At 69.0% G+C, this 21,728-nt stretch carries 20 protein-coding genes; 15 read left to right on the top strand and 5 right to left on the bottom strand.

Features of this window, described 5'->3' with window-relative positions; all coding sequences use genetic code 11:
* Window positions 1–145 precede the first annotated feature (145 nt).
* From L324_RS21725 to L324_RS21735, 3 genes are all read right to left on the bottom strand, one after another.
* Window positions 146–1,966 (bottom strand): proprotein convertase P-domain-containing protein, encoded by a 1,821-nt coding sequence (locus L324_RS21725; RefSeq protein WP_051174029.1) that lies wholly within the window; start codon window positions 1,964–1,966, stop codon window positions 146–148.
* 76 nt (window positions 1,967–2,042) lie between these two features.
* On the bottom strand, window positions 2,043–2,987 hold the full coding sequence (locus L324_RS21730; RefSeq protein ID WP_037311563.1) for a helix-turn-helix domain-containing protein: 945 nt from the start codon (window positions 2,985–2,987) through the stop codon (window positions 2,043–2,045).
* Between the two features lie 60 nt (window positions 2,988–3,047).
* On the bottom strand, window positions 3,048–3,440 hold the full coding sequence (locus tag L324_RS21735; RefSeq protein ID WP_037311565.1) for a winged helix-turn-helix transcriptional regulator: 393 nt from the start codon (window positions 3,438–3,440) through the stop codon (window positions 3,048–3,050).
* Between the two features lie 101 nt (window positions 3,441–3,541).
* On the opposite strand from L324_RS21735, the gene L324_RS21740 reads away from it, so the two are divergent.
* Window positions 3,542–3,949: a RidA family protein gene (locus L324_RS21740; RefSeq protein WP_037311568.1), complete on the top strand. Its 408-nt coding sequence runs from the start codon at window positions 3,542–3,544 to the stop codon at window positions 3,947–3,949.
* A 4-nt stretch (window positions 3,950–3,953) separates the two neighbouring features.
* Here the strand turns inward: L324_RS21740 and L324_RS21745 are convergent, their stop codons facing one another.
* Both L324_RS21745 and L324_RS21750 read right to left on the bottom strand, forming a co-directional pair.
* Window positions 3,954–4,433, bottom strand: coding sequence for a cupin domain-containing protein (locus tag L324_RS21745; protein ID WP_037311571.1), 480 nt, complete (start codon window positions 4,431–4,433; stop codon window positions 3,954–3,956).
* A gap of 154 nt (window positions 4,434–4,587) precedes the next feature.
* Window positions 4,588–5,019, bottom strand: coding sequence for a VOC family protein (locus L324_RS21750; RefSeq protein WP_037311574.1), 432 nt, complete (start codon window positions 5,017–5,019; stop codon window positions 4,588–4,590).
* A 111-nt stretch (window positions 5,020–5,130) separates the two neighbouring features.
* Here L324_RS21750 and L324_RS21755 point away from each other — a divergent pair, with 111 nt between their 5' ends.
* The 14 genes from L324_RS21755 to L324_RS21820 all read left to right on the top strand — a co-directional run bounded on the left by L324_RS21755 (window position 5,131) and on the right by L324_RS21820 (window position 21,726).
* On the top strand, window positions 5,131–5,802 hold the full coding sequence (locus L324_RS21755; RefSeq protein ID WP_037311582.1) for a GntR family transcriptional regulator: 672 nt from the start codon (window positions 5,131–5,133) through the stop codon (window positions 5,800–5,802).
* Between the two features lie 100 nt (window positions 5,803–5,902).
* Window positions 5,903–7,213, top strand: coding sequence for an ABC transporter substrate-binding protein (locus L324_RS21760; RefSeq protein ID WP_037311584.1), 1,311 nt, complete (start codon window positions 5,903–5,905; stop codon window positions 7,211–7,213).
* On the top strand, window positions 7,213–8,169 hold the full coding sequence (locus tag L324_RS21765; protein ID WP_037311586.1) for a carbohydrate ABC transporter permease: 957 nt from the start codon (window positions 7,213–7,215) through the stop codon (window positions 8,167–8,169). Before L324_RS21760 ends, L324_RS21765 begins: the two co-directional genes overlap by 1 nt.
* A complete protein-coding gene (locus L324_RS21770; protein WP_037311589.1) occupies window positions 8,162–9,001 on the top strand; it encodes a carbohydrate ABC transporter permease in 840 nt (279 codons plus the stop codon). The genes L324_RS21765 and L324_RS21770 overlap by 8 nt, the downstream gene beginning before the upstream one ends.
* A 30-nt stretch (window positions 9,002–9,031) precedes the next feature.
* On the top strand, window positions 9,032–10,369 hold the full coding sequence (locus tag L324_RS21775) for a GH1 family beta-glucosidase (RefSeq protein ID WP_037311594.1): 1,338 nt from the start codon (window positions 9,032–9,034) through the stop codon (window positions 10,367–10,369).
* Between the two features lie 177 nt (window positions 10,370–10,546).
* Window positions 10,547–12,022 (top strand): amidohydrolase family protein, encoded by a 1,476-nt coding sequence (locus tag L324_RS21780; RefSeq protein ID WP_037311597.1) that lies wholly within the window; start codon window positions 10,547–10,549, stop codon window positions 12,020–12,022.
* Window positions 12,019–13,161 carry a M20 family metallopeptidase gene (locus L324_RS21785; RefSeq protein WP_037311599.1) on the top strand — a complete coding sequence of 381 codons (1,143 nt, stop codon included), beginning with the start codon at window positions 12,019–12,021 and terminating at the stop codon, window positions 13,159–13,161. Before L324_RS21780 ends, L324_RS21785 begins: the two co-directional genes overlap by 4 nt.
* Window positions 13,162–13,192: 31 nt before the next feature.
* The gene (locus L324_RS21790; protein ID WP_037311602.1) at window positions 13,193–14,077 is read left to right on the top strand and encodes a hypothetical protein; all 885 of its coding nucleotides are present in this window, start codon (window positions 13,193–13,195) and stop codon (window positions 14,075–14,077) included.
* Window positions 14,074–15,180 (top strand): o-succinylbenzoate synthase, encoded by a 1,107-nt coding sequence (gene menC, locus L324_RS21795; RefSeq protein ID WP_037311604.1) that lies wholly within the window; start codon window positions 14,074–14,076, stop codon window positions 15,178–15,180. The genes L324_RS21790 and menC overlap by 4 nt, the downstream gene beginning before the upstream one ends.
* Before the next feature lie 76 nt (window positions 15,181–15,256).
* Window positions 15,257–16,930 carry a PucR family transcriptional regulator gene (locus tag L324_RS21800; protein WP_037311606.1) on the top strand — a complete coding sequence of 558 codons (1,674 nt, stop codon included), beginning with the start codon at window positions 15,257–15,259 and terminating at the stop codon, window positions 16,928–16,930.
* 151 nt (window positions 16,931–17,081) lie between these two features.
* Entirely contained in the window at window positions 17,082–18,347 is a 1,266-nt protein-coding gene (locus L324_RS21805; protein WP_037312468.1) for an MFS transporter, read from the top strand.
* Window positions 18,348–18,406: 59 nt separating this feature from the next.
* Window positions 18,407–19,318, top strand: coding sequence for a serine hydrolase (locus L324_RS21810; protein WP_037311608.1), 912 nt, complete (start codon window positions 18,407–18,409; stop codon window positions 19,316–19,318).
* A gap of 123 nt (window positions 19,319–19,441) precedes the next feature.
* On the top strand, window positions 19,442–20,827 hold the full coding sequence (locus tag L324_RS21815; protein WP_037311612.1) for a serine hydrolase domain-containing protein: 1,386 nt from the start codon (window positions 19,442–19,444) through the stop codon (window positions 20,825–20,827).
* Window positions 20,824–21,726 (top strand): serine hydrolase, encoded by a 903-nt coding sequence (locus L324_RS21820; RefSeq protein ID WP_037311615.1) that lies wholly within the window; start codon window positions 20,824–20,826, stop codon window positions 21,724–21,726. The genes L324_RS21815 and L324_RS21820 overlap by 4 nt, the downstream gene beginning before the upstream one ends.
* Window positions 21,727–21,728: the final 2 nt, after the last annotated feature.

The raw sequence follows: 21,728 nt of genomic DNA on the forward strand, positions 1-21,728 counted from the left end.
GTTCCGCGCTGACACGCAAGATCGTCATCGGCGGCCCCCGGCCGTGGCTGCTGCCCGCCTTCCTGCGCGTGGTCCGCCTGCCGTAGGGGAGTGGGTCTCGTGAGTGGTAATGACGGTTCTAACCGTCATTACCACTCACGAGGCTTTAGAGCGTCAGCGACCAGGTATCGAGCACTCCCGTGTCACCGGGGCCGTAGTCGGTGACCCGCAGTTGCCATTTGCCGCCCGCCGGTGACGACACGCCGGGCACCGAGAACGTCCGCGCGCCGCTCCAGGCCGTGCACGCCGCACCGCCGCTGTACTTGAGCGGATAGGTCCTGCCCGCCGGGTCGGCGAGCGAGACGCCGAGGTCCTCGGCGCAGGTGTGCCGGATCGTCACCGAAACCGCGAGCGGGCTCGCGGCCTGTCCGGTGAGCGTCGAGGTCACCGGGCTGAACACCTGCTGGTAGTCCCGGATCGCGAAGTCGGTGCCATTGCTCAGTGTCCGGCCGCCACCGTCGCCGGGCTGTGTCCGGACGGACACGGCACCGCTCGCGGGCGACACGTTCCCCGCCGCGTCGCGTGCCTTCACCGTGAAGCTGTAGGCGGTGTCGGGGCTGAGACCGGTCACGGTGGCACTGGTCCCCGTCGTGGAGGTGGCCGGCGTCGAGCCGTTGTAGACGTCGTAACCGGCGACGCCGACGTTGTCCGTGGCCGCGTCCAGCGAGACGCTGGTCGACGTCGTACCGGTGGAGCGCGAGTTGCCGGGCGCGCTCGGCGCCGTCGTGTCACCGCCGCCTTCGCCCGTCACCAGGGTGAGGTTCCATTTGTTCAGCGCCTCGATCACCGGCTGGAAGAGGGACATGTCTCCGTCGCTGGGGTTTTCGACGCACTTCGAAGGGCCGCCGTCGTGCAGGCCGACCGCCTTGGTGCCGAGCAGCCAGCCACCGCCCGAGTCGCCGCCGAGTGAACACGCCGTCGTCCAGGTCAGGTCTTCGATGATCAGCCCGCCGCCGTAGTCGACGGACTTGTGCGTGTACTTCACTTCGCCGCACTTCCAGTGCGAAGTGTTCCCGGAGTGACAGACCCGGTCGCCGACCATCGCCTCCGCCGCACCGGTGACGGTGACGGCGGGTTCACCCCAGGTGTTGACGGCGGCCGAAAGCTCCCAGCCGGACTGCGTCACCGCGACCACGCCCATGTCGCCCTCGCGCGCGTTGACGCTGCGTGTCCCGCCGACGTTCGAGGTGCCGATCCGATTCTGCTGGCCGGACGCGCCATAGGCGGCTTGGTCGCGGTCGTTCGTGCAGTGCCCGGCGGTCAGGAAGTGCTTGCCACCGGCGGAATCCGTCGCGCCGAAGCCGACCGAACAGTTGGACTCGCTGCCCGGCCACCACGGGTCGCCGGGGTGGATCGTGCCCGCCTGCTGCCGGGGCGACGACCCGGTTTCGGTGATCCGCACGCCGAGATCTCGTGCCCTGGCAAGGAAACGCTCGGTCTCGATGGTCTTGCGTGAGCGATCGACCGAGACGCCGACCTCGTTGTTCCGGACGTCGACACCCCAGCCGAACACGCCGGGGACACCGCCGCCGACGAGCGCGCGGACGGCGTCGTCAGTCCGGTCGAGGTCGGCCTTCCCTCGGGACACGAGCCGCGGTTTGGCACCGGCCGCCCGCGCCGCGTCGGCGTCGTCGGCGTTGGTGACGGCCAAGGTCAGCTTGCCGGTGGCGGCGTCGAACCACTGCCCGGCCGAGCGGGCGCGCAGTCCGGCGGGCAGCGACGCGGCCAGCCGGTGGGCTTCGTCCTGGTCGTCGAGCTGGGACTTCGCCTCGGACACGGTCAGGCCGAACGCGGCGGCCACGCCGCGCACCTCGGCGTCGGGATGGGCCCGGTCCGGTGGTGAAGCCGCGTGTGCCACGGGGCCGAAGCCCAGCGCGGCCAAGGCCACGATACTCAAACAGGAAAGCACTCCGTTGTGCCGTCGCATGCGCACTCCTCGAATCGAAAAGCAGGTGCGCCGACGGTAATTCGCTGACCTCGCGGAATTGTAGGTCCGCGAGTCGTTAACAATTAAGAGCGGGCCAGTCCCACTCGAAACCGAACCGGCCGGGGCCGAAGTTCAGGGCGACGCCGTGCACGGAATCCGCGCGCGGCAGGACTTCGGTCCACTCGGCGGGCTGTCCGTCCTGTTCGGAATAGCGGCGGCAACGTGCCGGGAGCACATCGGGCGAGAACCGGACCTCGAGCACGTATTCCCGCGCCGGGAGGCGGAATTTGCGTTCGTAGTTCGTCGCGTGCGGGAACGGCGCGCTGTTCTCCAGTGCGTGTTCGGTGATGACCGTTTCGCCTTTGGCGAGCGGTCGTTCGAAGAGCAGTTCCATCACGAGAAGGCCGTCTTCGGGACGGTGGACGCTCCGGCCGGGACGGCAGCCCCGCAGTGAGGTCACCCGCGGCAGCGGCCGGTCGTGCTCGTCGATGTGGACGATCATCACCCACCGGTCCGGGCCGTCGGCCTCGGCGCGCAGCACCTGTCGCGACCGGAACGCGAGTTCTTCCTGTTCCGGTCCGACGAAAACGACGTCGTGCTGGCTGATCCTCGTCAGCCTTTCGTCCCACCGGGTGTCGACTTCGCTGACGGCCGCGTCGATCCGCGTCCGGTCCGGCCAGAACCGGCCGATCTCCGGCAGGTCGTCGGCACGGGCCGGCCACCGGCCGCGTGCGCGCGGCGGGCCGAGCAACGCGGTCAGGCTGCCGGGCGGGACCGCCAGCACCTGCTCCAGATGGCGCAGGGCGAGGACGGAATCCCGGCGCTCGGGGCGGCTGCGCCCGGACTGCCAATAGCTGAGGGTCGCCGCGGTGATCGAGACACCGCGGGCGCGCAGATGATCGCGCAGGCGTTCCAGACTGAGGCCGCGCGCCCGGATGGCCTCGCGCAGCGCGTCGGCGAAGGGGCCGTCGCGCAGCAACCGTTCGAACTCGGGCCGGGGTTCCGCTCGGCCGGGTTTCACCCGACGAGCATAGATCCGCGACGCGGGGGAGTGCATCGCGCGAGGGCTCCGACCTGGTCGTTAACCGTTAACAGGCGCGTCGAACCGGCGGCGCGAATCTTCGATGTGGCCGAGGAACCGGTGGGTCCAGTCGCACATGCCGTCGACCGTCGCGCGCAGGCCGTGTCCCGCTTCGGTGAGGGTGTAGTCGACCCGTGGCGGCACGGTGGGATGCACGGTCCGTTCGACCAGGCCGTTGCGCTCCAGCATGCGCAGGTTCTGGGTGAGCATCTTGTGGCTGATGCCCTCGATGTCGTTCCGCAATTCGGTGAACCGCCGGGTGCGGTCGCCGATCATCTCGATGATCAGGAGGGCCCACTTGTTGGCGACGTCGGAGAAGATCTCCCGCGCCAGCGAGTCCGCCCTGGTCAGATCCGCGTCGTCCGCCGTACCGCTGAGCTGCTTGGTCACCATCAGGTTCCCCAGTCACGAAAAAGTGCGTTCTTCCAGGCCGTCGCACACTCTCCTACAGTTCCTGGGTAACCACAAGTGACTACGGCAAGGAGTACGACAGGATGGCCATCACCCTGGTGAACCCCGCGGGACTTCCGGAGATCCCCGCCTACCGGCAGGTTTCGATCGCGACCGGGTCGAAGCTGGTCTTCGTCGCGGGACAGGTCGCCTGGGACGGCGACGGCACCACCGTCGGGGAGGGCGACCTCGCCGCTCAGGTCGAGCGGTGCTACCTGAACATCGGCACCGCGCTCGCCGCGGCGGACGCCACGTTCGACGACGTCGCGAAACTGACCGCCTACGTCGTCGGCTGGACCCCTGACAAACTCGCGCTGTTCCTCGAAGGCGTGGACCGGGCCGCCACCGCGCTGGGCGGCGTCCCGGTCCCGCCCGCCACGCTGATCGGCGTCGCGGCCCTCGACGTGCCGGAGCACCTGGTCGAGGTCGAAGCGACCGCGGTCATCGACTGACGTTTCACCGGCCGCGGGCGGCGCGCCAGACCGGGCTGTCGACGTAGTGGTTGTCGTACTGCTCCGAGGAGGCGGCGATCTCCGCGGGGTCGGCCTCCCCACGGGCGACGCGCTCGAGGAGCCGGTAGTAGTCGAAGCGGCCCATGCCCGGCGTGAAGGTCACCAGGACGTCGGCGTCGGAGTCCGCCGCGGGGCCGAACGCGTGCGGCGTCCGCGGGGGAACGGCGAGGAAGTCGCCCTTCTCCAGGGTGTGCAGCGTTTCGTCGACGAGTACCTGGAGCTTTCCTTCGAGGACGAAGAAGAACTCGGTCGCGCGGGTGTGGAAGTGGGCCGGGGTACCGAAGACGCCTTGTTTGAGGGTCGCGCGGTTCGCGGTGAAGCCCCCGTCGGTGGTGTCCGAATCGGCCAGCAGCGTGATGTCGCTGCCCGGCGCGTCACTGACGATCTCGGCGTCGGCGGCCCGGAGGAGGATGGGGTCGAACATGGTGGCGATCTCCTTGGTTGTCCGTGTGCAGCGGGCTCGCTGACAGGACAAGCTTCCGACGGCGGCGGGCCTTGATCAACGCGGGAAACCGTATCGATCGATAACCTCGTGAGTGGTAATGACGGTTCTAACCGTCATTACCACTCACGAGGGGTCAGGCGGCGAAGACCTGGGAGTCGTCCGCGAACGCCTTGAACTCCAGGGCGTTGCCCGCCGGGTCCAGCAGGAACATCGTCCACTGTTCGCCGGTCTGGCCCTCGAACCGGACGTAGGGCTCGATGACGAACTGCGTCTTCGCGGCCCGCAGCCGCTCGGCCAGTGCCTGGAACGCCGGCACGGTGAGGATCAGGCCGAAGTGGGGGACGGGCACGTCGTGGCCGTCGACGGGGTTGTGGATCCGTTGCGGCCGCTCCGGGGCGAGATGCGTGACGAACTGGTGGCCGTGGAGGTTCCAGTCGATCCAGGTGGCGGAACTCCGGCCCTGCTCGAGACCGAGGACGTCACCGTAGAAGGTGCGCGCGGCGGCCAGATCGTCGACCGGCATGGCGAGGTGGAAGCGCGGGATGGGGGAGTCGAGGACGGTCATGACCAGGCAATCCTTCCGGAAGACGAGCACTTGTCGCAATGTTAACATTAGGACAAAGTGAGCCCGGTGATCACATCGCTACCATCGGGCGTTCCAGAGGGAGGATGAGCGATGAGCGAACCCGGCCGGGTGCTGCCCGCGCGGCGTCGTGGGCTGGCCGACGAGGTCGCCGACCGGGTGCGGGACGCCATCTTCGGCGGCACCTATCCGCCGGGGGCGCAGTTGCGTGAGGTCGAACTCTCGGAGGCGCTGGGCGTCAGCCGCGGTCCGGTGCGCGAAGCGCTGCTCAAGCTGGAGCGGGAAGGCCTGGTCCGCAGCGAATGGCATCGCGGCGCCCTCGTCACGACACTGTCCGATGTGGACGTCGCCGAGCTCGACAGCCTCCGGTCGGCGCTGGAGCAGCTCGCCGTCCAGCTCGTGGTCGCCTCCGCGTCGGACGCGGACCTCGCCGCCATCGAGGAGGTCGTCGAGCGGATGGTCCGTGCCCGTGACGAGCACGAGATGGTGCGTTGCGACATCGACTTCCACGACGCGGTCTACGCGGCTTCGGGGCATCGGCGGCTCATCGAGGCGTGGCGGGCCATCCGGTCGCAGGTCTACCTGTTCCTGCTGACCCGGATCGGCGTGAACTCCGAGGGCTACCTCGCGAGCATCCCGGCCGAGCACCGACGGCTCGCGGAGGCGCTGCGCGCGCGGGACGGCGACCGGGCGCTCGACCTGTTCGCCGCCCATCGCGGCCAGGCTTTCGAGGTTCTCACCGAGAAGCGGCTTCCCGGGTCTTGACGCCAAGCTTGGCCAAGGCTTAACTCAAGCCCTGAAATAAGACGTGTCCCGTGTCACAGGCATCCGGACGCGACTTGGCCACTCACCCCGAGGACCATCGATGCGAATCGGAAAGATCGCCCCGGCGCTCGTGCTGGCGCTGGCGGCCGCCGCCACCACGGCGTGCGGCGGCGACACGTCGTCCAGTGCTCCCAAGGAACTCGTGTACTGGGCGTCCAACCAGGGCACCAGTCTCGACAACGACAAGGCGGTCCTGCAGCCGGAACTCGACAAGTTCGAGAAGGCGTCCGGGATCAAGGTCAAACTCGAGGTCGTCCCGTGGACGGATCTGCTCAACCGGATCCTCGCGGCGACCACCTCCGGCAAGGGCCCGGACGTGCTCAACATCGGCAACACCTGGTCTGCCTCGCTCCAGGCGACCGGGGCGTTCCTGCCGTTCGACGACGCCGCGCTGGAGAAGGTCGGCGGCAAGACGCGCTTCCTCGGCCCGTCGCTGGCGGCCACCGGGGCGGCCGGGCAGCCGCCGGTCGGCGTTCCGCTCTACGGCCAGGCGTATGGCCTGTACTACAACAAGAAGCTCTTCGCCGAGGCCGGCATCGCCAAGCCGCCCGCCACCTGGGAAGAACTCGTCGAGGACGGCAAGAAGCTCACCAAACCCGACAAGGGTCAATGGGGGCTGTCGCTTCAGGCGGGGCAGGTCACCGAGAACAGCCACCACGCGGCGATCCTCGGGGCCCAGCAGGGTGCGCGGTTCTTCAGCGCCGAGGGAAAGCCGCAGCTGGCGTCCGACCCGTCGGTCGCGGCCGTGCGGCAGTTCGTCGACCTGATGCAGAAGGACAAGATCGTCAATCCGTCCAACGCGGAATACGCCGACACCGCCAAGTCGCTCAAGGACCTGTCGGACGGCAAGGCCGCGATGTTCATGAACCAGGCCTCCGCGGGCTCGTTCAAGAACATCGGGATGGACATGGCCAACCTCGGTGTCGCGCCGATCCCGCTGCCCGCCACCACACCGCCGAACGGCCGGAAGGTCAGCAGCTTCGTCGCGGGGATCAACATGTCGGTGTTCAAGGGCACCAAGAACCCCGACGCCGCGCTGGACTTCGTGAAGTTCATGGTCTCGGCGCCGGAGCAGGCACTGCTCAACAAGACCTACGGCTCGCTGCCGACCGTCCAGGACGCCTACAGCGACGCGGCGTTCCAGACCGAGGACGTCAAGGTCTTCCAGAGCGTGCTCGCGAACTCGGCGGAGCCGATGCCGCAGGTACCGCAGGAATCGCAGTTCGAGACCCTGATCGGCACCGCGATGAAGGCGATGTTCGCCGACGTCGCCGCGGGCAAGCCCGTCGACGACGCGAAGATCCGAGACCAGCTGAACCAGGCGGATCAGCAGATCGCGGCCGGCAGTTGATGCCGACCGCTCTCGACAATGCCCCGGCCGTGAAAGCGGCCGGGGCAGCCGGACCCCGGCGCCGCCGTCGCGGGCCCCGCCGGGTCGCGCTGCCGTATCTGCTGCTGCTTCCCGCGATCCTGCTCGAACTGCTCGTGCACCTGATCCCGATGGTCGCCGGGCTCGTGATGAGCTTCTTCAAGCTGACGCAGTTCTCCCTCCGCGACTTCTCGACCGCCCCGGCGGCGGGATGGGACAACTACAAGTTCGTCCTGGACTTCGACGGCGCGGCGGGCAAGGCACTGCTCGGCTCGTTCTGGATCAGCGTCGTCTACACCGTCCTCTCTGTCGGGTTCTGCTGGCTGTTCGGGACTTCGGCCGCCGTGCTGATGCAGAAGAACTTCCGGGGCCGCGGCGTGCTGAGGACCCTGTTCCTGGTGCCGTACGCGCTGCCGATGTACGCGGCGGTGATCACCTGGTCGTTCATGTTCCAGAAGGACACCGGCCTGGTGAACGACCTGCTGGGCACCGATTCCTTCTGGCTCATCGGGGACAACAGCTTCTGGTCGCTGGTGGTCGTTTCGGTCTGGCGCAACTGGCCGTTCGCGTTCCTGATCGTGATGGCGGGGCTGCAGAACATCCCCGGTGAACTCTACGAGGCGGCGGCGATCGACGGCGCGGGCTGGTGGCGGCAGTTCCACGCGATCACCCAGCCGATGTTGCGGCCAGTCAACCAGGTGCTGCTGTTGGTGCTGTTCCTCTGGACCTTCAACGACTTCAATACGCCGTATGTCCTTTTCGGAGCGTCCGCGCCGAAGGAGGCGTCGCTGATCTCGATCCACATCTACCAGAGTTCCTTCGTCACCTGGAACTTCGGCCTCGGCTCGGCGATGTCGGTGCTGTTGCTGCTGTTTCTCTTGGTGGTCAGCACCGTCTATTTGGGACTGACTTCGCGAAGGAGGAACGCGGTTGTCTGAGCCTCGCTGGGTCCCGTGGGCCCGCCGCTTCGTCCTGGGCTTTCTCGCCCTGTTCACCCTGATACCGCTCTACGCGATGGTTTCGTCGTCGCTGAAACCGCTCGGGGACGTGCAGGGCGAGTGGGAATGGATCCCGACGACGCTGACCGTCCAGCCGTTCTTCGACATCTGGGAGACCATCCCGCTCGCGGACTACTTCGTGAACAGCCTGGTCATCTCCGGTTCGGCGGCGATCCTCTCGGTCCTCATCGCGATCTTCGCCGCCTACGCCCTGAGCCGTTTCCGGTTCCGGGGCAAGGACTTCTTCAAGATGACCGTGCTGTCGACGCAGATGTTCCCCGGCATCCTCTTCCTGCTGCCGCTGTTCCTCATCTTCGTCAACATCGGCAACACCACCGGTATCGTCTTGTACGGCTCGCGGCTCGGGCTGATCATCACCTATCTGACCTTCTCGCTGCCGTTCGCGATCTGGATGCTCGCCGGGTACATCGATTCGATCCCCAAGGAACTCGACGAGGCGGCGATGGTCGACGGGACCGGGCCGATCGGCGCCCTGATCCGGGTGGTCGTCCCGGCAGCCATGCCGGGCATCGTGGCGGTGGGGATCTACTCGTTCATGACGGCCTGGGGCGAGGTCCTGTTCGCGTCGGTGATGACCGACTCGGGAACGCGGACCCTCGCGGTCGGGCTGCAGGAGTACTCCACCCAGGTCCAGGTCTACTGGAACCAGGTCATGGCCGCCTCACTCATCGTCTCCGTCCCGGTCGTCGCCGGATTCCTTCTGCTCCAGCGTTATCTCGTCGCCGGGCTCACCGCCGGCGCGGTGAAATGACGCGTCGTCCCCCGTACAGAGAGGTCTGCCTTGAATCTGCACCTGCCCGCCGATTTCCTGTGGGGTGCGGCCACGGCCGCGTACCAGGTCGAAGGCGCCGTCGACGTCGACGGCCGTCTCCCGTCCATCTGGGACGACTTCGTCCGGGTCCCGGGTGCCGTCCTGAACGGTGACACCGGTGACGTCGCTTGCGATCACTACCGGCGCTGGCCGGAGGACCTCGGCATCATGAAGCAGCTGGGCCTGGACGCCTACCGCTTCTCGATCGCGTGGCCGCGGGTGATCCCCACCGGCCGCGGCGAGGTCAACGCGCTCGGTCTCGACCATTACGACCGGCTGGTCGACGCGCTGCTCGAAGCGGGGATCAGGCCGTTCGTCACGTTGTTCCACTGGGATCTGCCCTCGGCGCTGCAGGCGAAGGGCGGCTGGCCCGAGCGTGACACGGCCTACGCCTACGCCGAGTACGCCGCGGTCGTCGCGGCCAGGCTGGGTGACCGAGTCAAGGACTGGAACACGGTCAACGAGCCGCTGTGCTCGGCCTGGCTCGGCTATCTCGAAGGCCGGTTCGCGCCGGGCGTCAAGGATCTGAAGCAGGCGATCCACGCCTCCCACCACCTGCTGCTCGCGCACGGCCTGGGCGTGCAGGCGATCACCGCGAACGCCGCCGAGCCCGCCAACATCGGCCTGGTGCTCAACCTCAGCGGCATCGAGCCCGCGTCGGACTCCGCCGAGGACGTCGCGGCGGCGGCCCGGATGGACGGGCACGTCAACCGCTGGTGGCTCGATCCGTCGAACGGACGCGGTTACCCCGCGGACATGATCGAGGTCTACGGCGTCGAGCCGCCCGTGGCCGGTGACGACCTCGACGTGATCTCGGCCCCGGTCGGCTACCACGGGCTGAACTACTACTTCCGCCAGATCGTGGAGAACGATCCGGAAGGTCCAGCGCCCCGCGCCCGGCAGGTGCCGGTCGAGGGCGCCGCCACCACCGCGATGGGCTGGGAGATCCACGGCCAGGGACTGGCGGATCTGATCCACCGCCTCGCGAACGAGTACGGCGCCCGCGCCATCTACGTCACCGAAAGCGGGGCCGCCTTCGACGACAAGGTCGCCGAGGACGGTTCGATCGACGACGCCGACCGCGTCGCCTACCTGGAGGAACATCTGGGCGCGGTGGCCGGGGCGGCCGAAGCGGGCGCGCCGGTGAAGGGGTACTTCGCCTGGTCGCTGCTCGACAACTTCGAATGGGACAGCGGGCTGAGCAAACGGTTCGGGCTCGTCCGGGTCGATTACGACACCCAGGTCCGCACGGTGAAGGCGAGCGGCCGGCGCTACGCCGAGATCATCGCCGGACACCGGACCCGCTGAACGTCCTCGTGAGTGGTAATGACGGTTAGAACCGTCATTACCACTCACGAGAGAAAGCCGGACGCGTTCGTACGGGCGGATGGATCCGGTGACCCGGATTCGTCGCTCGCTACGAACGGCCGGTTCGCGAAACCTCCTAGGGTCGCCAAAGAACGAGGCGATCCTAGGAGGCGAAGCATGCGGACACTCTTGCGTGGCGGTCGTGTCATCGACCCGGCGACGGGTTTCGACGGTACGGCCGACGTGCTGGTGACGGACGGGGTGGTCACCGCCGTGGGGGAGGGTCTGCCGTCGGAAGCGGGAGACACGGAGATCGACGTCGCCGGGCTCGTCGTGGGCCCCGGTTTCATCGATCTGCACAGTCACGTGCACACCATCGCGGGCCAGCGGCTGCAGGCGATGGACGGCGTCACGACCGCGCTCGACCTCGAAGCCGGGCTGATGCCGATCGAGCGGGCTTACGCCGAGGCCGCCGCGGCGGGACGTCCGCTGCACTACGGTTTCTCCGCGTCGTGGGGTTCCGCCAGGGCGCAGGTGCTGGCCGGGATCGAACCCGACGCCAACATCGACAGCGGGCTCGCGGTGCTCGGGAACCTGTCCTGGCAACGGTCTTCGTCACCGAAGGAGCTGGCGGCCTGGCTGTCCCTTGTGGAGGGTGAGCTGGCGGCGGGCGCGCTCGGCGTCGGTGTCCTGCTCGGTTACGCGCCCCTGACGGACCCCGCCGAGTTCGTGGCTCTCGCGCGGCTCGCCAAGGAGGCCGGGGCACCGACCTACACGCACGTGCGGGAACTGGTCGAAGTGGATCCGGCGACTCCGGTGGACGGGTCGGAGGAGATCGCGATCGTCGCGGCCGAGACCGGCGCGGCCATGCACCACTGCCACGTCAACAGCACTTCCGGACATCAGATCGACCGCGTGCTCGCCGCGCTGGAGGCGAGCCGTTCGGCCGGTTCGCGGGTGACCGTGGAGGCCTATCCGTACGGCGCGGGCAGTACGGGGATCGGCGCGGCCTTCCTTTCGCCGGAACGGCTGAAGATGAAGGGCCTCTCACCGTCCAGCGTGATCATGCTGGAGACCGGTGAGCGGATCGCCGACGAGGGCCGCCTGCTCCAGGTGCGCGCCGAGGAGCCGGGCGCGCCGTGCATCCTGGAGTTCCTCGACGAGGGCAACCCGCGTGACCTCGCGCTGCTGCGCCAGGCGCTCGCGTTCCCCGACGCCATCGTCGCCAGCGACGCCCTGCCCGTGTACTGGAACGACGGCACCAGCGAGAGCACCGAATGGCCACTGCCGCCCGGTGGCGCGACCCATCCGCGCACGGCCGGGACGTACGCCAAGACGCTGCGGCTGATGGTGCGCGAGAGCAAGTCCTGGACCTGGCTGGAGGCGTTCCGGCGCTGCTCCTACCTTCCCGCGCGGGTCCTGGACGAGGTCGCTCCCGGGGCGCGGACCAAGGGCAGGCTCGGCGTCGGGGCGGATGCCGACATCGTCGTCCTCGACCCGGACACCATCACCGACACGGCCACTTATTTCGACTCGACGCGGCCTTCGGTCGGTGTCCGGCACCTGTTCGTTTCGGGCGTTCCCGTTGTCACCGAAGGAAACCTGCGGACCGACGCGTTCCCCGGCAAGCCGCTGCGCGGTGAACCGCGATGAGCGAACTGCTCGACGACATCGAGACGCTCGTCCGCTGCGAGTCCCCGTCGTCGGATCACGAGGCGGTGGCCCGCAGTGCCGAGGTCGTGGCGGGACTCGGCCGGAAACTGCTGTGGACGGATCCGGAACGGATCGTCGTCGACGGGGTCACCCATCTGCGCTGGCGCTTCGGTGACGGGCCCTCCCGGGTGCTGCTCCTCGGGCATCACGACACGGTGTGGCCGCACGGATCGCTGGAGACCCACCCGTTTTCCGTGCGGGACGGCGTGTTGCGCGGACCCGGCTGCTTCGACATGAAGGCCGGGGTGGTGATGGCGCTGCACGCCGCCGCGGCCGTCCCCGATCGCGACGGACTGTCCATTCTGGTCACCGGCGACGAGGAGATCGGTTCGCCGTCGTCCCGCGCGCTGATCGAGGAGACCGCGGCGGGCTGCGACGCGGCGTTCGTCCTGGAGGCCTCGGCCGACGGCGGCGCGCTGAAATGCCGCCGCAAAGGTGTTTCCCACTACCGGGTCGAGGTGACCGGACGAGCCGCGCACGCCGGGCTCGAACCCGAGAAGGGGGTCAACGCGGGGATCGAGATCGCGCACCAGATCCTCGCGGTGGCCGCGCTCGCCGATCCGGTGGCGGGCACGAGCGTGACCCCCACCGTCGTCTCGGCGGGAACGACGGTCAACACCGTTCCCGCCGCCGCGAGTGTCGCGGTCGACGTCCGCGTGTGGAACGAGGCCGAGCAACTCCGTGTCGATCGGGCCATGAAGGCCCTCGTCCCGATTCTGGAGGACGCCTCCGTCCGTGTCACCGGCGGCATCAACCGGCCGCCGCTGGAGGAGGGCTCGTCGTCGGGATTGTTCGACCTGGCCAGGGAACTGGCGGCCGGACTCGGTCTCGGTGAGCTGACCGCCGCTTCGGTCGGCGGTGCGTCGGACGGCAACTACACCGCCGGGATGGGGGTCCCCACCCTCGACGGCCTCGGCGCGGTGGGGGGCGGGGCGCACGCGGATCACGAACACGTCGTCGTCGCGGAACTGCCGCGGCGCACCGCTCTGCTGGCCGCGCTCGTGGAAAACGTCCTCGCGAAGCGGGCTCCGTCCGGTGCGACGAATCCCGCTGGCGAATCTGGTACGGCACGACGGTGACTCGGCCATCGCGCCGGGAAAGGATTGTCCCGTGACGAATCTTGCGACGAATACGGAAAGCCCGGCCTCCGCGGAGGTGCGCGACGAGGCCGTCGCCGCCGCGCGGGCGGCGGCCGTGGCTTCGGGCGTCGAAATCCGCGAACTCACCGAAATCGCCGAACTGGCCGCGGTGGTCGACCTGTTCGAGTCGATCTGGAAGTCCGCGCCCGGCGCGCGGCCGGTGAGCACGGAACTGCTCCGGGCGATGTCCACGGCCGGGAACTACGTCGCGGGCGCGTTCGAGAACGGCGAACTGCTGGGGGCCTGTTTCGGTTTCTTCGGGAACCCGGGGAAGGCGAGCCTGCACAGCCATATCGCCGGCGTCGCCCACGCCGGCGCGGGCCGGGGGATCGGTCACGCGCTGAAACTGCATCAACGCGGCTGGGCGCTGCACCAGGAGGTCTCCATGATCACCTGGACCTTCGACCCGCTGGTGCGCCGCAACGCCTATTTCAACCTGGGGAAGCTCGGCGCGCATCCGATCGGGTACCTGCCCGACTTCTACGGTCCGATGGAGGACAGCATCAACGGCTCGGGTGACACCGACCGGTTGATGGTCGGCTGGGATCTGACCAGCCCCGCGGTCCGGGCCGCCGCTTTCGGTGAACCTGTCCTGATCGACGCGGGAGCGCTGGACGCGGCGAAGGCGCTTTCGGTCGACGCCGACGGTGGCCCGCTCATCGGCCGCGCCGACACCCCGACCGTGCTCGTCGGCGTCCCCTCCGACGTCGAACGGTTACGCCGCACCGATCCCGGCCGCGGCAACGCGTGGCGGGTCGCCCTGCGTGAAGTCCTCGGTGGACTGATGGCGGACAACGCCCACGTCACCGGTTTCGATCGTGCCGGCTGGTACGTGATCTCGAAGGAGCAGTCGTGAAACTCAGCGGTGTGGAACTGCGCCGGGTCCGGATGCCGCTCGTGGCCCCGTTCCGGACGTCGTTCGGGACGCAGGCAGAACGGGAACTCCTGCTCGTCCGGGCGGTGACGCCGTCGGGCGAGGGCTGGGGCGAATGCGTCGCGATGGAGGCGCCGCTCTACTCGTCGGAGTACAACGACGCCGCCGAGCACGTGCTCCGGAACCACCTGATCCCGGAGCTGCTGCGGGCCGGTGACCTCACCGCGCACAAGGTGACGCCGTTGCTGGCGAAGTACAAGGGACACCGGATGGCGAAGGCCGCGCTGGAGATGGCCGTCCTCGACGCCGAACTCCGGGCGCACGACCGGTCCTTCGCCGCCGAGCTCGGGTCCACTCGCGACTTCGTGGCCTGCGGGGTCTCGGTCGGCATCATGGACTCGATCCCGCAGCTGCTCGACGTCGTCGGCGGGTACCTCGACGAGGGGTACGTCCGGATCAAGCTGAAGATCGAGCCCGGCTGGGACGTCGAGCCGGTCCGGCGGGTGCGGGAGCGCTTCGGCGACGACGTGCTGCTCCAGGTCGACGCGAACACCGCGTACACCCTCGGCGACGCACCGCTGCTGGCCAGGCTGGACCCGTTCGACCTCCTGCTGATCGAGCAGCCGCTCGAAGAGGAGGACGTCCTCGGGCACGCCGAGCTGGCGCGGCGGATCCGGACACCGATCTGCCTCGACGAGTCGATCGTGTCCGCCAGGGCGGCCGCCGACGCGATCAAGCTCGGGGCCTGCCAGATCGTCAACATCAAACCGGGCCGCGTCGGCGGCTACCTCGAAGCCCGCCGGGTGCACGACGTCTGCGCGGCGCACGGGGTCGCGGTGTGGTGCGGCGGGATGATCGAGACCGGACTGGGCCGGGCGGCCAACGTCGCGCTCGCCTCGCTGCCGGGCTTCACCCTGCCCGGCGACACCTCGGCGTCCGGCCGGTTCTACCGCACGGACATCACCGAACCGTTCGTGCTCCAGTCCGGGCATCTGCCGGTGCCGACCGGTCCCGGCCTCGGCGTGACTCCGATTCCCGGCCTGCTGGACGAGGTCACGAAGGCGAAAGCGTGGATCGGTTCGTAGCCAACCACGAATTCCGGGGTTAGATTTGGTCGGATCGAACCACTCGGTTCGGTCCGGCCGGGTTTAACTTCGGGGGGTGCTGACACCGGTGCCCAGTAAGCCGCACACGAGTTTGGGGCGCGTCCTCGAAGACCTCGGGGACGTGCTCCTGGAGCCGGTCGTCCTCGGCCGGACCACCCGCAAGCAGCTCGGCGGGGTGGTCATCCACGATCCGCACGACGAGTCGGAATTTCCCGCCTCCGCCGTCGTGCTCGGCGTCGGGGTGCGGGAGCACGACGAGGTCGTCCGCCTCCTGCACGACGTGGGTGCGAGAGGCGCGGCGGCACTCGTCGTCCGGTCTCCCGTCACCCCGACGCCGGAACTCCGGCGCGCCGCGGATTCGTCCGGGGTCGCCCTCCTCGGCCTGGCGAGCGGCGCTTCGTGGGCCCAGCTCGCCGCGATGCTCAGGACGTTGCTCGCCGAAGGGGACGTCGGTGACGTGTCGCCGCAGACGCTCGGCGGAATGCCGTCGGGTGATCTGTTCGCGCTGGCCAACGCGATCGCCGCGCTGCTCGACGCGCCGGTGACCATCGAGGACCGCAACTCCCGGGTCCTCGCGTTCTCCGGGCGTCAGGACGAGGCGGACCCGTCCCGGGTCGAGACGATCCTCGGCCGCCAGGTGCCGGAGCGGTTCACCCGCAACCTGGAACGGGACGGCATCTTCGAGAAGTTGTACCGCGACCACACGCCGGTGTACGTCGATCCGCAGCGCTACGACGCTCACGAGATCGTGATCCCCCGCGTGGCGCTCGCGGTCCGCGCCGGCGACGAGGTCCTCGGGTCGATCTGGGCGGCGGTCCGGAAGCCACTCAGCGAGGAACGGACCCAGGCGCTGATCGACGCCGCCAAACTGGTCGCGCTGCACATGCTCCGGCTGCGTGCCGGTGCCGACGTCGAGCGACGGCTGCGCGCGGATCTGGTGAGCACGGCGCTCGAAGGGGGCGCGGGCGCCCCGGAGGCCATCGCCCGGCTCGGGCTGCTGGGCCAGCCGTCGATCGTGCTCGCCATGGGCCTGCTCGGCGCGCCCGACCCCGGCGACGATCTCCGCCTGGTCGCGGACCGCCAGCGGGTCGCCGACGCGCTGGCCATGCACCTCAGCGCCGTCCAGCCGCGGTCGGCCGTCGCCCTCGTCGGCGACGTCGCCTACGGCATCGTCCCGATGCCAGGTGGTCACGCCGACTGGCAGGAGCGCTCGCTGCGGGTCGCCTCGACCTTCCTGGAACGCACCGGCCGCCGGGCGGCGGCCGCGATCGGCATCGGCCCGCTCGCGCTCGACGGCTCGGGCCTGCGTTCCTCACGCGACGGCGCCGACCGGGCGTTGCGCGTGCTGCTCACCAACGGCGGGCCGAAACGGGTCGCGACCGCGGAGGACGTCCACGTCGACGCGCTCATGCTGGAACTGGCCGATCTCGCCGCGGCCAGGGGAGACGTCGCGACGGGACCCGTCGCGCGGTTGCTCGCCTACGACGCCCAGCATCAGTCCCAGCTGGTGCACACCCTGCGCTGCTGGCTGGACGCCTTCGGGGACATCGGTGCCGCGTCCGCCGCGGCCTACGTCCACCCGAACACCTTCCGTTACCGGCTGCGACGGCTCGCGGAAGTCGGCGAGATCGACCTCGACGATTCGGGGGAGCGGTTCGCCGCCATGCTGCAACTACGGCTGCTGCCCCGCGACGCGCGGACCGGGCCGCCCGCCGCCGAGGAGTCCTGACCGCCGGCCGGGTTGGTCATCCCGGCCGGAAAGACCGCCGGATGTTCGTGTGAACGCACGAACTCTGCCCGGCACCCGCTGTTCAAAATGAGTGATCGGCGCCACGGCCGCGCCGTTCTTCTTCTCTCCCAACGTTTTCGGCGGAGGCGTCATGGTGGCAGTGGTCAAAGAGGACACCTGGACCGCGCGGCGGATCAACCGGACGGCGGTCATCACCATGGTGGTGATGGTGTTCGCCTGGTCGGTCGACTACATCGACCGGTTCTCCATCGGGATGGCGCTGCCGATGATCGGCGCCGAGTTCGAGCTCAGCAAAACCCAGCAGGGCTGGCTCGTGACCGTGTTCGCCCTGGTCTACATGGTCTGCCAGATCCCGGCGGGCTTCCTCGCAGACCGGTACGGCTCGCGCGGTCCGATGCTGGCGACCCTGCTGCTCTGGTCGGCGTTCACCGCGATGACCGGGATGGCGGGCACCTTCGGGATGCTGCTCGTCGTCCGCGGGCTTTTCGGTGTATGCCAAGGACTTTTCCCGGCCGCGTCGTTCAAGGCCATCGCGGAGCGGACGACTCCGGGCAACCGGGCGACGGTCACCGGCGTGATGCTGTCCGCGGGCGGGATCGGCGCGGGACTCGCGCCGCTGATCGTCGGGCCGTTGCTGATGGCCCTCGGCTGGCGCCACACGTTCTTCTGGATGGCGGGGATCGGCGCGATCATCGGCGTCGTCGTCTGGGCGATCCTGCCGAAGGCACTTCCGGAGTCGCTCAGCAGCCTTCCCCGTGCCGACGCGAAAACCCCCGAGGTGTCCCGCAAGCAGGTGCTGAAGTCCCCGGTGATCTGGAAGTTCACCCTGCTGTTCTGCGTCACCAACATGCTCAATTACGGGATGATCACCTGGGTGCCCAGCTACCTGCTGGAGTCGCGGGGCCTGACGCTCGGCCAGACCGGCGTGCTGGCCGCGATCCCGATGCTGGTCAGCATCGGCACGACCATCCTCGGCGGCTGGCTGTTCGACCGTTACTTCCACGACCACGGCCGCTGGTACCTCGGCTCGATCGCGCTGGTGACCGTGGTGCTGCTGACGTTGATGGTGAACGCGGACAGCACGGCGGAATTCACCCTCTACGAGACGCTCGCCCTCGCTGTCTTCGGGATGGCGACGATGGCCGTCTTCGGCCTTCCGCTGCGGGTCCTCCCGACCGCGGTCACCGGGATCGGCATGGGCGTGATGAACTTCGGCGGCCAGGTGGCGGGTGCGGTCGCCCCGGTGGCCATGGGCTGGCTCGCCGACACCTTCTCCTACACCGCCGCGTTCGGCTTCCTCATCGGCACCACGCTGATCACCGCCGTGATGGCGTTCTGGGTACCGCAGACCCCAGCGCAGTTCACCTTTTCCCCGGCGAGCCCGAAAACCTCGTGAGTGGTAATGGCGGTTCCAACCGTCATTACCACTCACGAGGCTCAGTAGACAGGAGTGCCATGCCCACCGCGTCCGAAGTCATCGAAACGATCAACGCCCGCGCGAAGGAGGTCGGTGTCCGGGTCCGGTTGCACGCGGCCGAAATCGACGGCACGCGACGGATCGGCATCGACGAGCACACGCCGGTCGTCACGGCGTCGGTGTTCAAGGTGCCCGTCGCGCTGGAGCTGGCGAAGCAGGCCGCCGAAGGGGTGCTCGATCTCGGCGAGCCGGTCACGGTCCCGCCGGGACATCCCACGCCGAGCCCGTACGGCCTGGCGACCTTCCGGCACGAGGTGACGATGTCGTGGTACGACCTCGCGATCCTGATGATCGGGATCAGCGACAACGTCGCCACGGACCTGATTCTCGACCGCGTCGGGAAAGCGGCGACCGGAGAAAACTTGCGGCGACTCGGTTTCGAGCACACCACCGTGTCGCAGGACTGCGGTGAAACCCTCAGAAGTATCGGTGAGGACCTCGGAATTTCCTACGAAGACGACGAAAGGCTGCTGACGGAGCTTCCGCTGGAGAAGCTCACCGCGTTGCGCGCGCTGCGACCGGAGCGAACCTGCGCCACGACGGCCGAGGAGATCACCCGGCTGCTCGGCCTGATCTGGCGTGACGAGGCGGCGTCGCCCACGGCGTGCGCGGACGTCCGGCGCTGGCTGGAACTCCAGGTGTGGCCGCACCGGCTGCGGTCGGGGTTCCCGGACGACGGGATCCGCGTCGGCGGCAAGACCGGGACCCTCCCGACGGTGCGCAACGAGGTCGGTGTCGTCGAGTACCCGGATGGGGGCCGTTACGCGGTAGGGATTTTCACCGACGCCGTCGACGGGCGGTCGAGGGTGCCGGAACGGGACGCGTTCATCGGCTTCGCCGCCGCGCGGGCGGTGGAATGGCTCAGGCTTCCCGAGGCGGCCGTCGAATGATTCGTCCGCCCGGATGAATTTTCCCGCCGCTCTCGTCGTTCCGCACGAACCGGTGACGCCCGTCACCGTCCTAGCATTCCGGGAACCGCCGGACCCCACCCTTTCCACGGACAAGAGGTGCGCATGTCGAAACTTTCCGAAATCGATACCTGGCTCGCCGAGAATCTTCCAAGCCTCCTGGCGAAGCACCAGGTGCCCGGCGCGGCCGTCGCGGTGTTCGCGAACGGTGAGGTGATCGACCACGCGGCGGGCCTGCTGAACACCGGCACCGGGGTCGAGTCCACAGTGGACTCGGTGTTCCAGATCGGCTCGATCACCAAGGTGTGGACGACGACGCTGGCGATGCAGCTCGTCGACGAAGGCGCGCTGGAGCTCGACAAGCCGGTCCGCGAGTACCTTCCCGAGTTCGTCCTCGCCGACGACGACGCCGCTTCCCGGATCACCGTGCGGCAGCTGACCTGTCACACGTCCGGCTTCGAGGGCGACATCTTCACCGACACCGGGCAGGGCGACGACTGTGTCGCGAAGCTCGTGGCGACGCTGTCCGACGTGCCCCAGTTGTTCGGCCCGGGGGAGATGTTCTCCTACAACAACGCCGGCTACTGCGTGCTCGGGCGGATCATCGAGGTGCTGCGCGGCAAGTCCTACGACGAATGCCTGCGCGACCACCTGTTCGCGCCGCTCGGACTGACCCACGCGGCCACGGGCCCCTACGACGCCATCCGGTACCGCGCCGCGATCGGCCACGTCCAGCCGGCGCCGGACGCCGACCCCGTCCCCGCGCCCATGTGGGCGTTGACCCGCTCGAACGTCCCCGCCGGCTCGCACCTCGCGATGCGCCCGCGTGACCTGCTCACCTTCGTGCGCATGCACCTGAACGAGGGCCGGGCCGACGACGGGACCCAGGTGCTCAAGCCCGAAACCGCCCGCGCCATGTGGGAGCGGCAGGTCGAACTGCCCTACCTCGGCCTGATGGGCGGGGCGTGGGGCCTCGGCTGGATGATCTTCGACTGGGACGGCGGCCCGGTGATCGGCCACGACGGCGGCACCATCGGCCAGTCGGCGTTCCTCCGCGTGGTGCCGGGCAGCAATGTCGCGGTCGCGCTGCTGACCAACGGCGGCAAGCCGCTGCACCTCTACCTCGACATCTTCCGGAAGGTCCTCGGCGACCTGGCCGGGGTCGAGGTCCCGCCGCTGCCCGAACCCAACGCCGCCGAGGCGCCCGCCGACCCTTCCCGGTACGTGGGCGAGTACTCCTCGCAGGTCGCGGAGATCGTGGTCAGCCAGGACGAGGACGGTGGCCTGTGGCTGGAGCGCACGCCGAAGGGGGCCTTCGCCGATCTCGGTAAGCCGGAGAAGAACAGGCTACTGGGATACCAGGGCGACACCCTCGTCGCCGAAAGCGGACAGCTGGGCCTGCACATGCCGCACGCCTTCGTCGGTGACGACGGCAACGGCCGGGCGCTGTTCGTCCACACGGGACGCGCGGACCGGCGGGTGAGCAGGTGACCGGAGCCGCCGCCGCGATCGAGGCCGTCTTCGCGAACGCGGGAGCCCGCGGTTTCGTGCACGCCAAGGAGATCGGTGTCCCCGGCGGTCCCGAGGTCGGCGTCGGCGCGGACGACCCGGTCGTGCTCGCGTCGGTGTTCAAGATCCCGGTCGCGGTCGCCTTCGCCAGGGAGGCGGCCGCGGGCAGGCTCGATGACACCGAGCGGGTCCGCGTCACCGCGCGGTACCGGATCGGCGGGATCGGCACCGCGGGCTGCGCCGACGACGTCGAGATGAGCTGGCGCGACCTGGCGCACTTCATGCTCACGATGAGCGACAACGCGGCGACCGACGTGATCTACCACCGGGTCGGACAGGATGCGGTCGACAGGGTCCTCACCGATCTCGGGCTGGAGCGGACGCGGCTGATCGGCTGCTGTGAGGACCTGTTCGCCTCGGTGATCGCCGACCTCGGTGCGAAACCGGACGACGATCTGGAGGCCGTCTTCGCCGCCGCCACCGAGGAACAGCTGCGGAAGCTCTCGGTGGTCGACCCGGAACGCACGACCTCGTCGACCCCGCGCGAGATCACCACGCTGCTCGACGCCATCTGGACCGACCGAGCGGGCGACCCGGCCGCCTGCGAACGGGTGCGGACGATCATGGCCCAGCAGATCTGGCCGCATCGGATCTCGTCCGGCTTCCCCGCGGAAGTGGCGATCGCGGCGAAGACCGGCACGCTGCCCTCGGTCCGTAACGAAGCGGGGGTGGTGACCCATGTGGACGGTCGCCGCTACGCCGTCGCGGTGTTCACCCGCGCCGAATCCCTCGCCGACCGCCTGCCCGCGGTCGATTCCGCCATCGGCGAGGCCGCCCGCCTCGCCGTCGAACACCTTCGCGCGCAGACCTTGACCCCGTAGGA

Origin of the sequence: Amycolatopsis orientalis DSM 40040 = KCTC 9412 (assembly GCF_000478275.1) — a bacterium.
Lineage (GTDB): Bacteria > Actinomycetota > Actinomycetes > Mycobacteriales > Pseudonocardiaceae > Amycolatopsis > Amycolatopsis orientalis.

What these genes read in the sequence shown, in the direction of transcription:
- L324_RS21810 (WP_037311608.1), top strand. Translation starts at nt 18,407, where the DNA reads ATGCCCACCGCGTCCGAAGTCATCGAAACGATCAACGCCCGCGCGAAG.
- L324_RS21735 (WP_037311565.1), bottom strand. Translation starts at nt 3,440, where the DNA reads ATGGTGACCAAGCAGCTCAGCGGTACGGCGGACGACGCGGATCTGACC.
- L324_RS21785 (WP_037311599.1), top strand. Translation starts at nt 12,019, where the DNA reads ATGAGCGAACTGCTCGACGACATCGAGACGCTCGTCCGCTGCGAGTCC.
- L324_RS21805 (WP_037312468.1), top strand. Translation starts at nt 17,082, where the DNA reads ATGGTGGCAGTGGTCAAAGAGGACACCTGGACCGCGCGGCGGATCAAC.
- L324_RS21750 (WP_037311574.1), bottom strand. Translation starts at nt 5,019, where the DNA reads ATGACCGTCCTCGACTCCCCCATCCCGCGCTTCCACCTCGCCATGCCG.
- L324_RS21725 (WP_051174029.1), bottom strand. Translation starts at nt 1,966, where the DNA reads ATGCGACGGCACAACGGAGTGCTTTCCTGTTTGAGTATCGTGGCCTTG.
- L324_RS21815 (WP_037311612.1), top strand. Translation starts at nt 19,442, where the DNA reads ATGTCGAAACTTTCCGAAATCGATACCTGGCTCGCCGAGAATCTTCCA.
- L324_RS21740 (WP_037311568.1), top strand. Translation starts at nt 3,542, where the DNA reads ATGGCCATCACCCTGGTGAACCCCGCGGGACTTCCGGAGATCCCCGCC.
- L324_RS21745 (WP_037311571.1), bottom strand. Translation starts at nt 4,433, where the DNA reads ATGTTCGACCCCATCCTCCTCCGGGCCGCCGACGCCGAGATCGTCAGT.
- L324_RS21780 (WP_037311597.1), top strand. Translation starts at nt 10,547, where the DNA reads ATGCGGACACTCTTGCGTGGCGGTCGTGTCATCGACCCGGCGACGGGT.
- L324_RS21765 (WP_037311586.1), top strand. Translation starts at nt 7,213, where the DNA reads ATGCCGACCGCTCTCGACAATGCCCCGGCCGTGAAAGCGGCCGGGGCA.
- L324_RS21760 (WP_037311584.1), top strand. Translation starts at nt 5,903, where the DNA reads ATGCGAATCGGAAAGATCGCCCCGGCGCTCGTGCTGGCGCTGGCGGCC.
- L324_RS21755 (WP_037311582.1), top strand. Translation starts at nt 5,131, where the DNA reads ATGAGCGAACCCGGCCGGGTGCTGCCCGCGCGGCGTCGTGGGCTGGCC.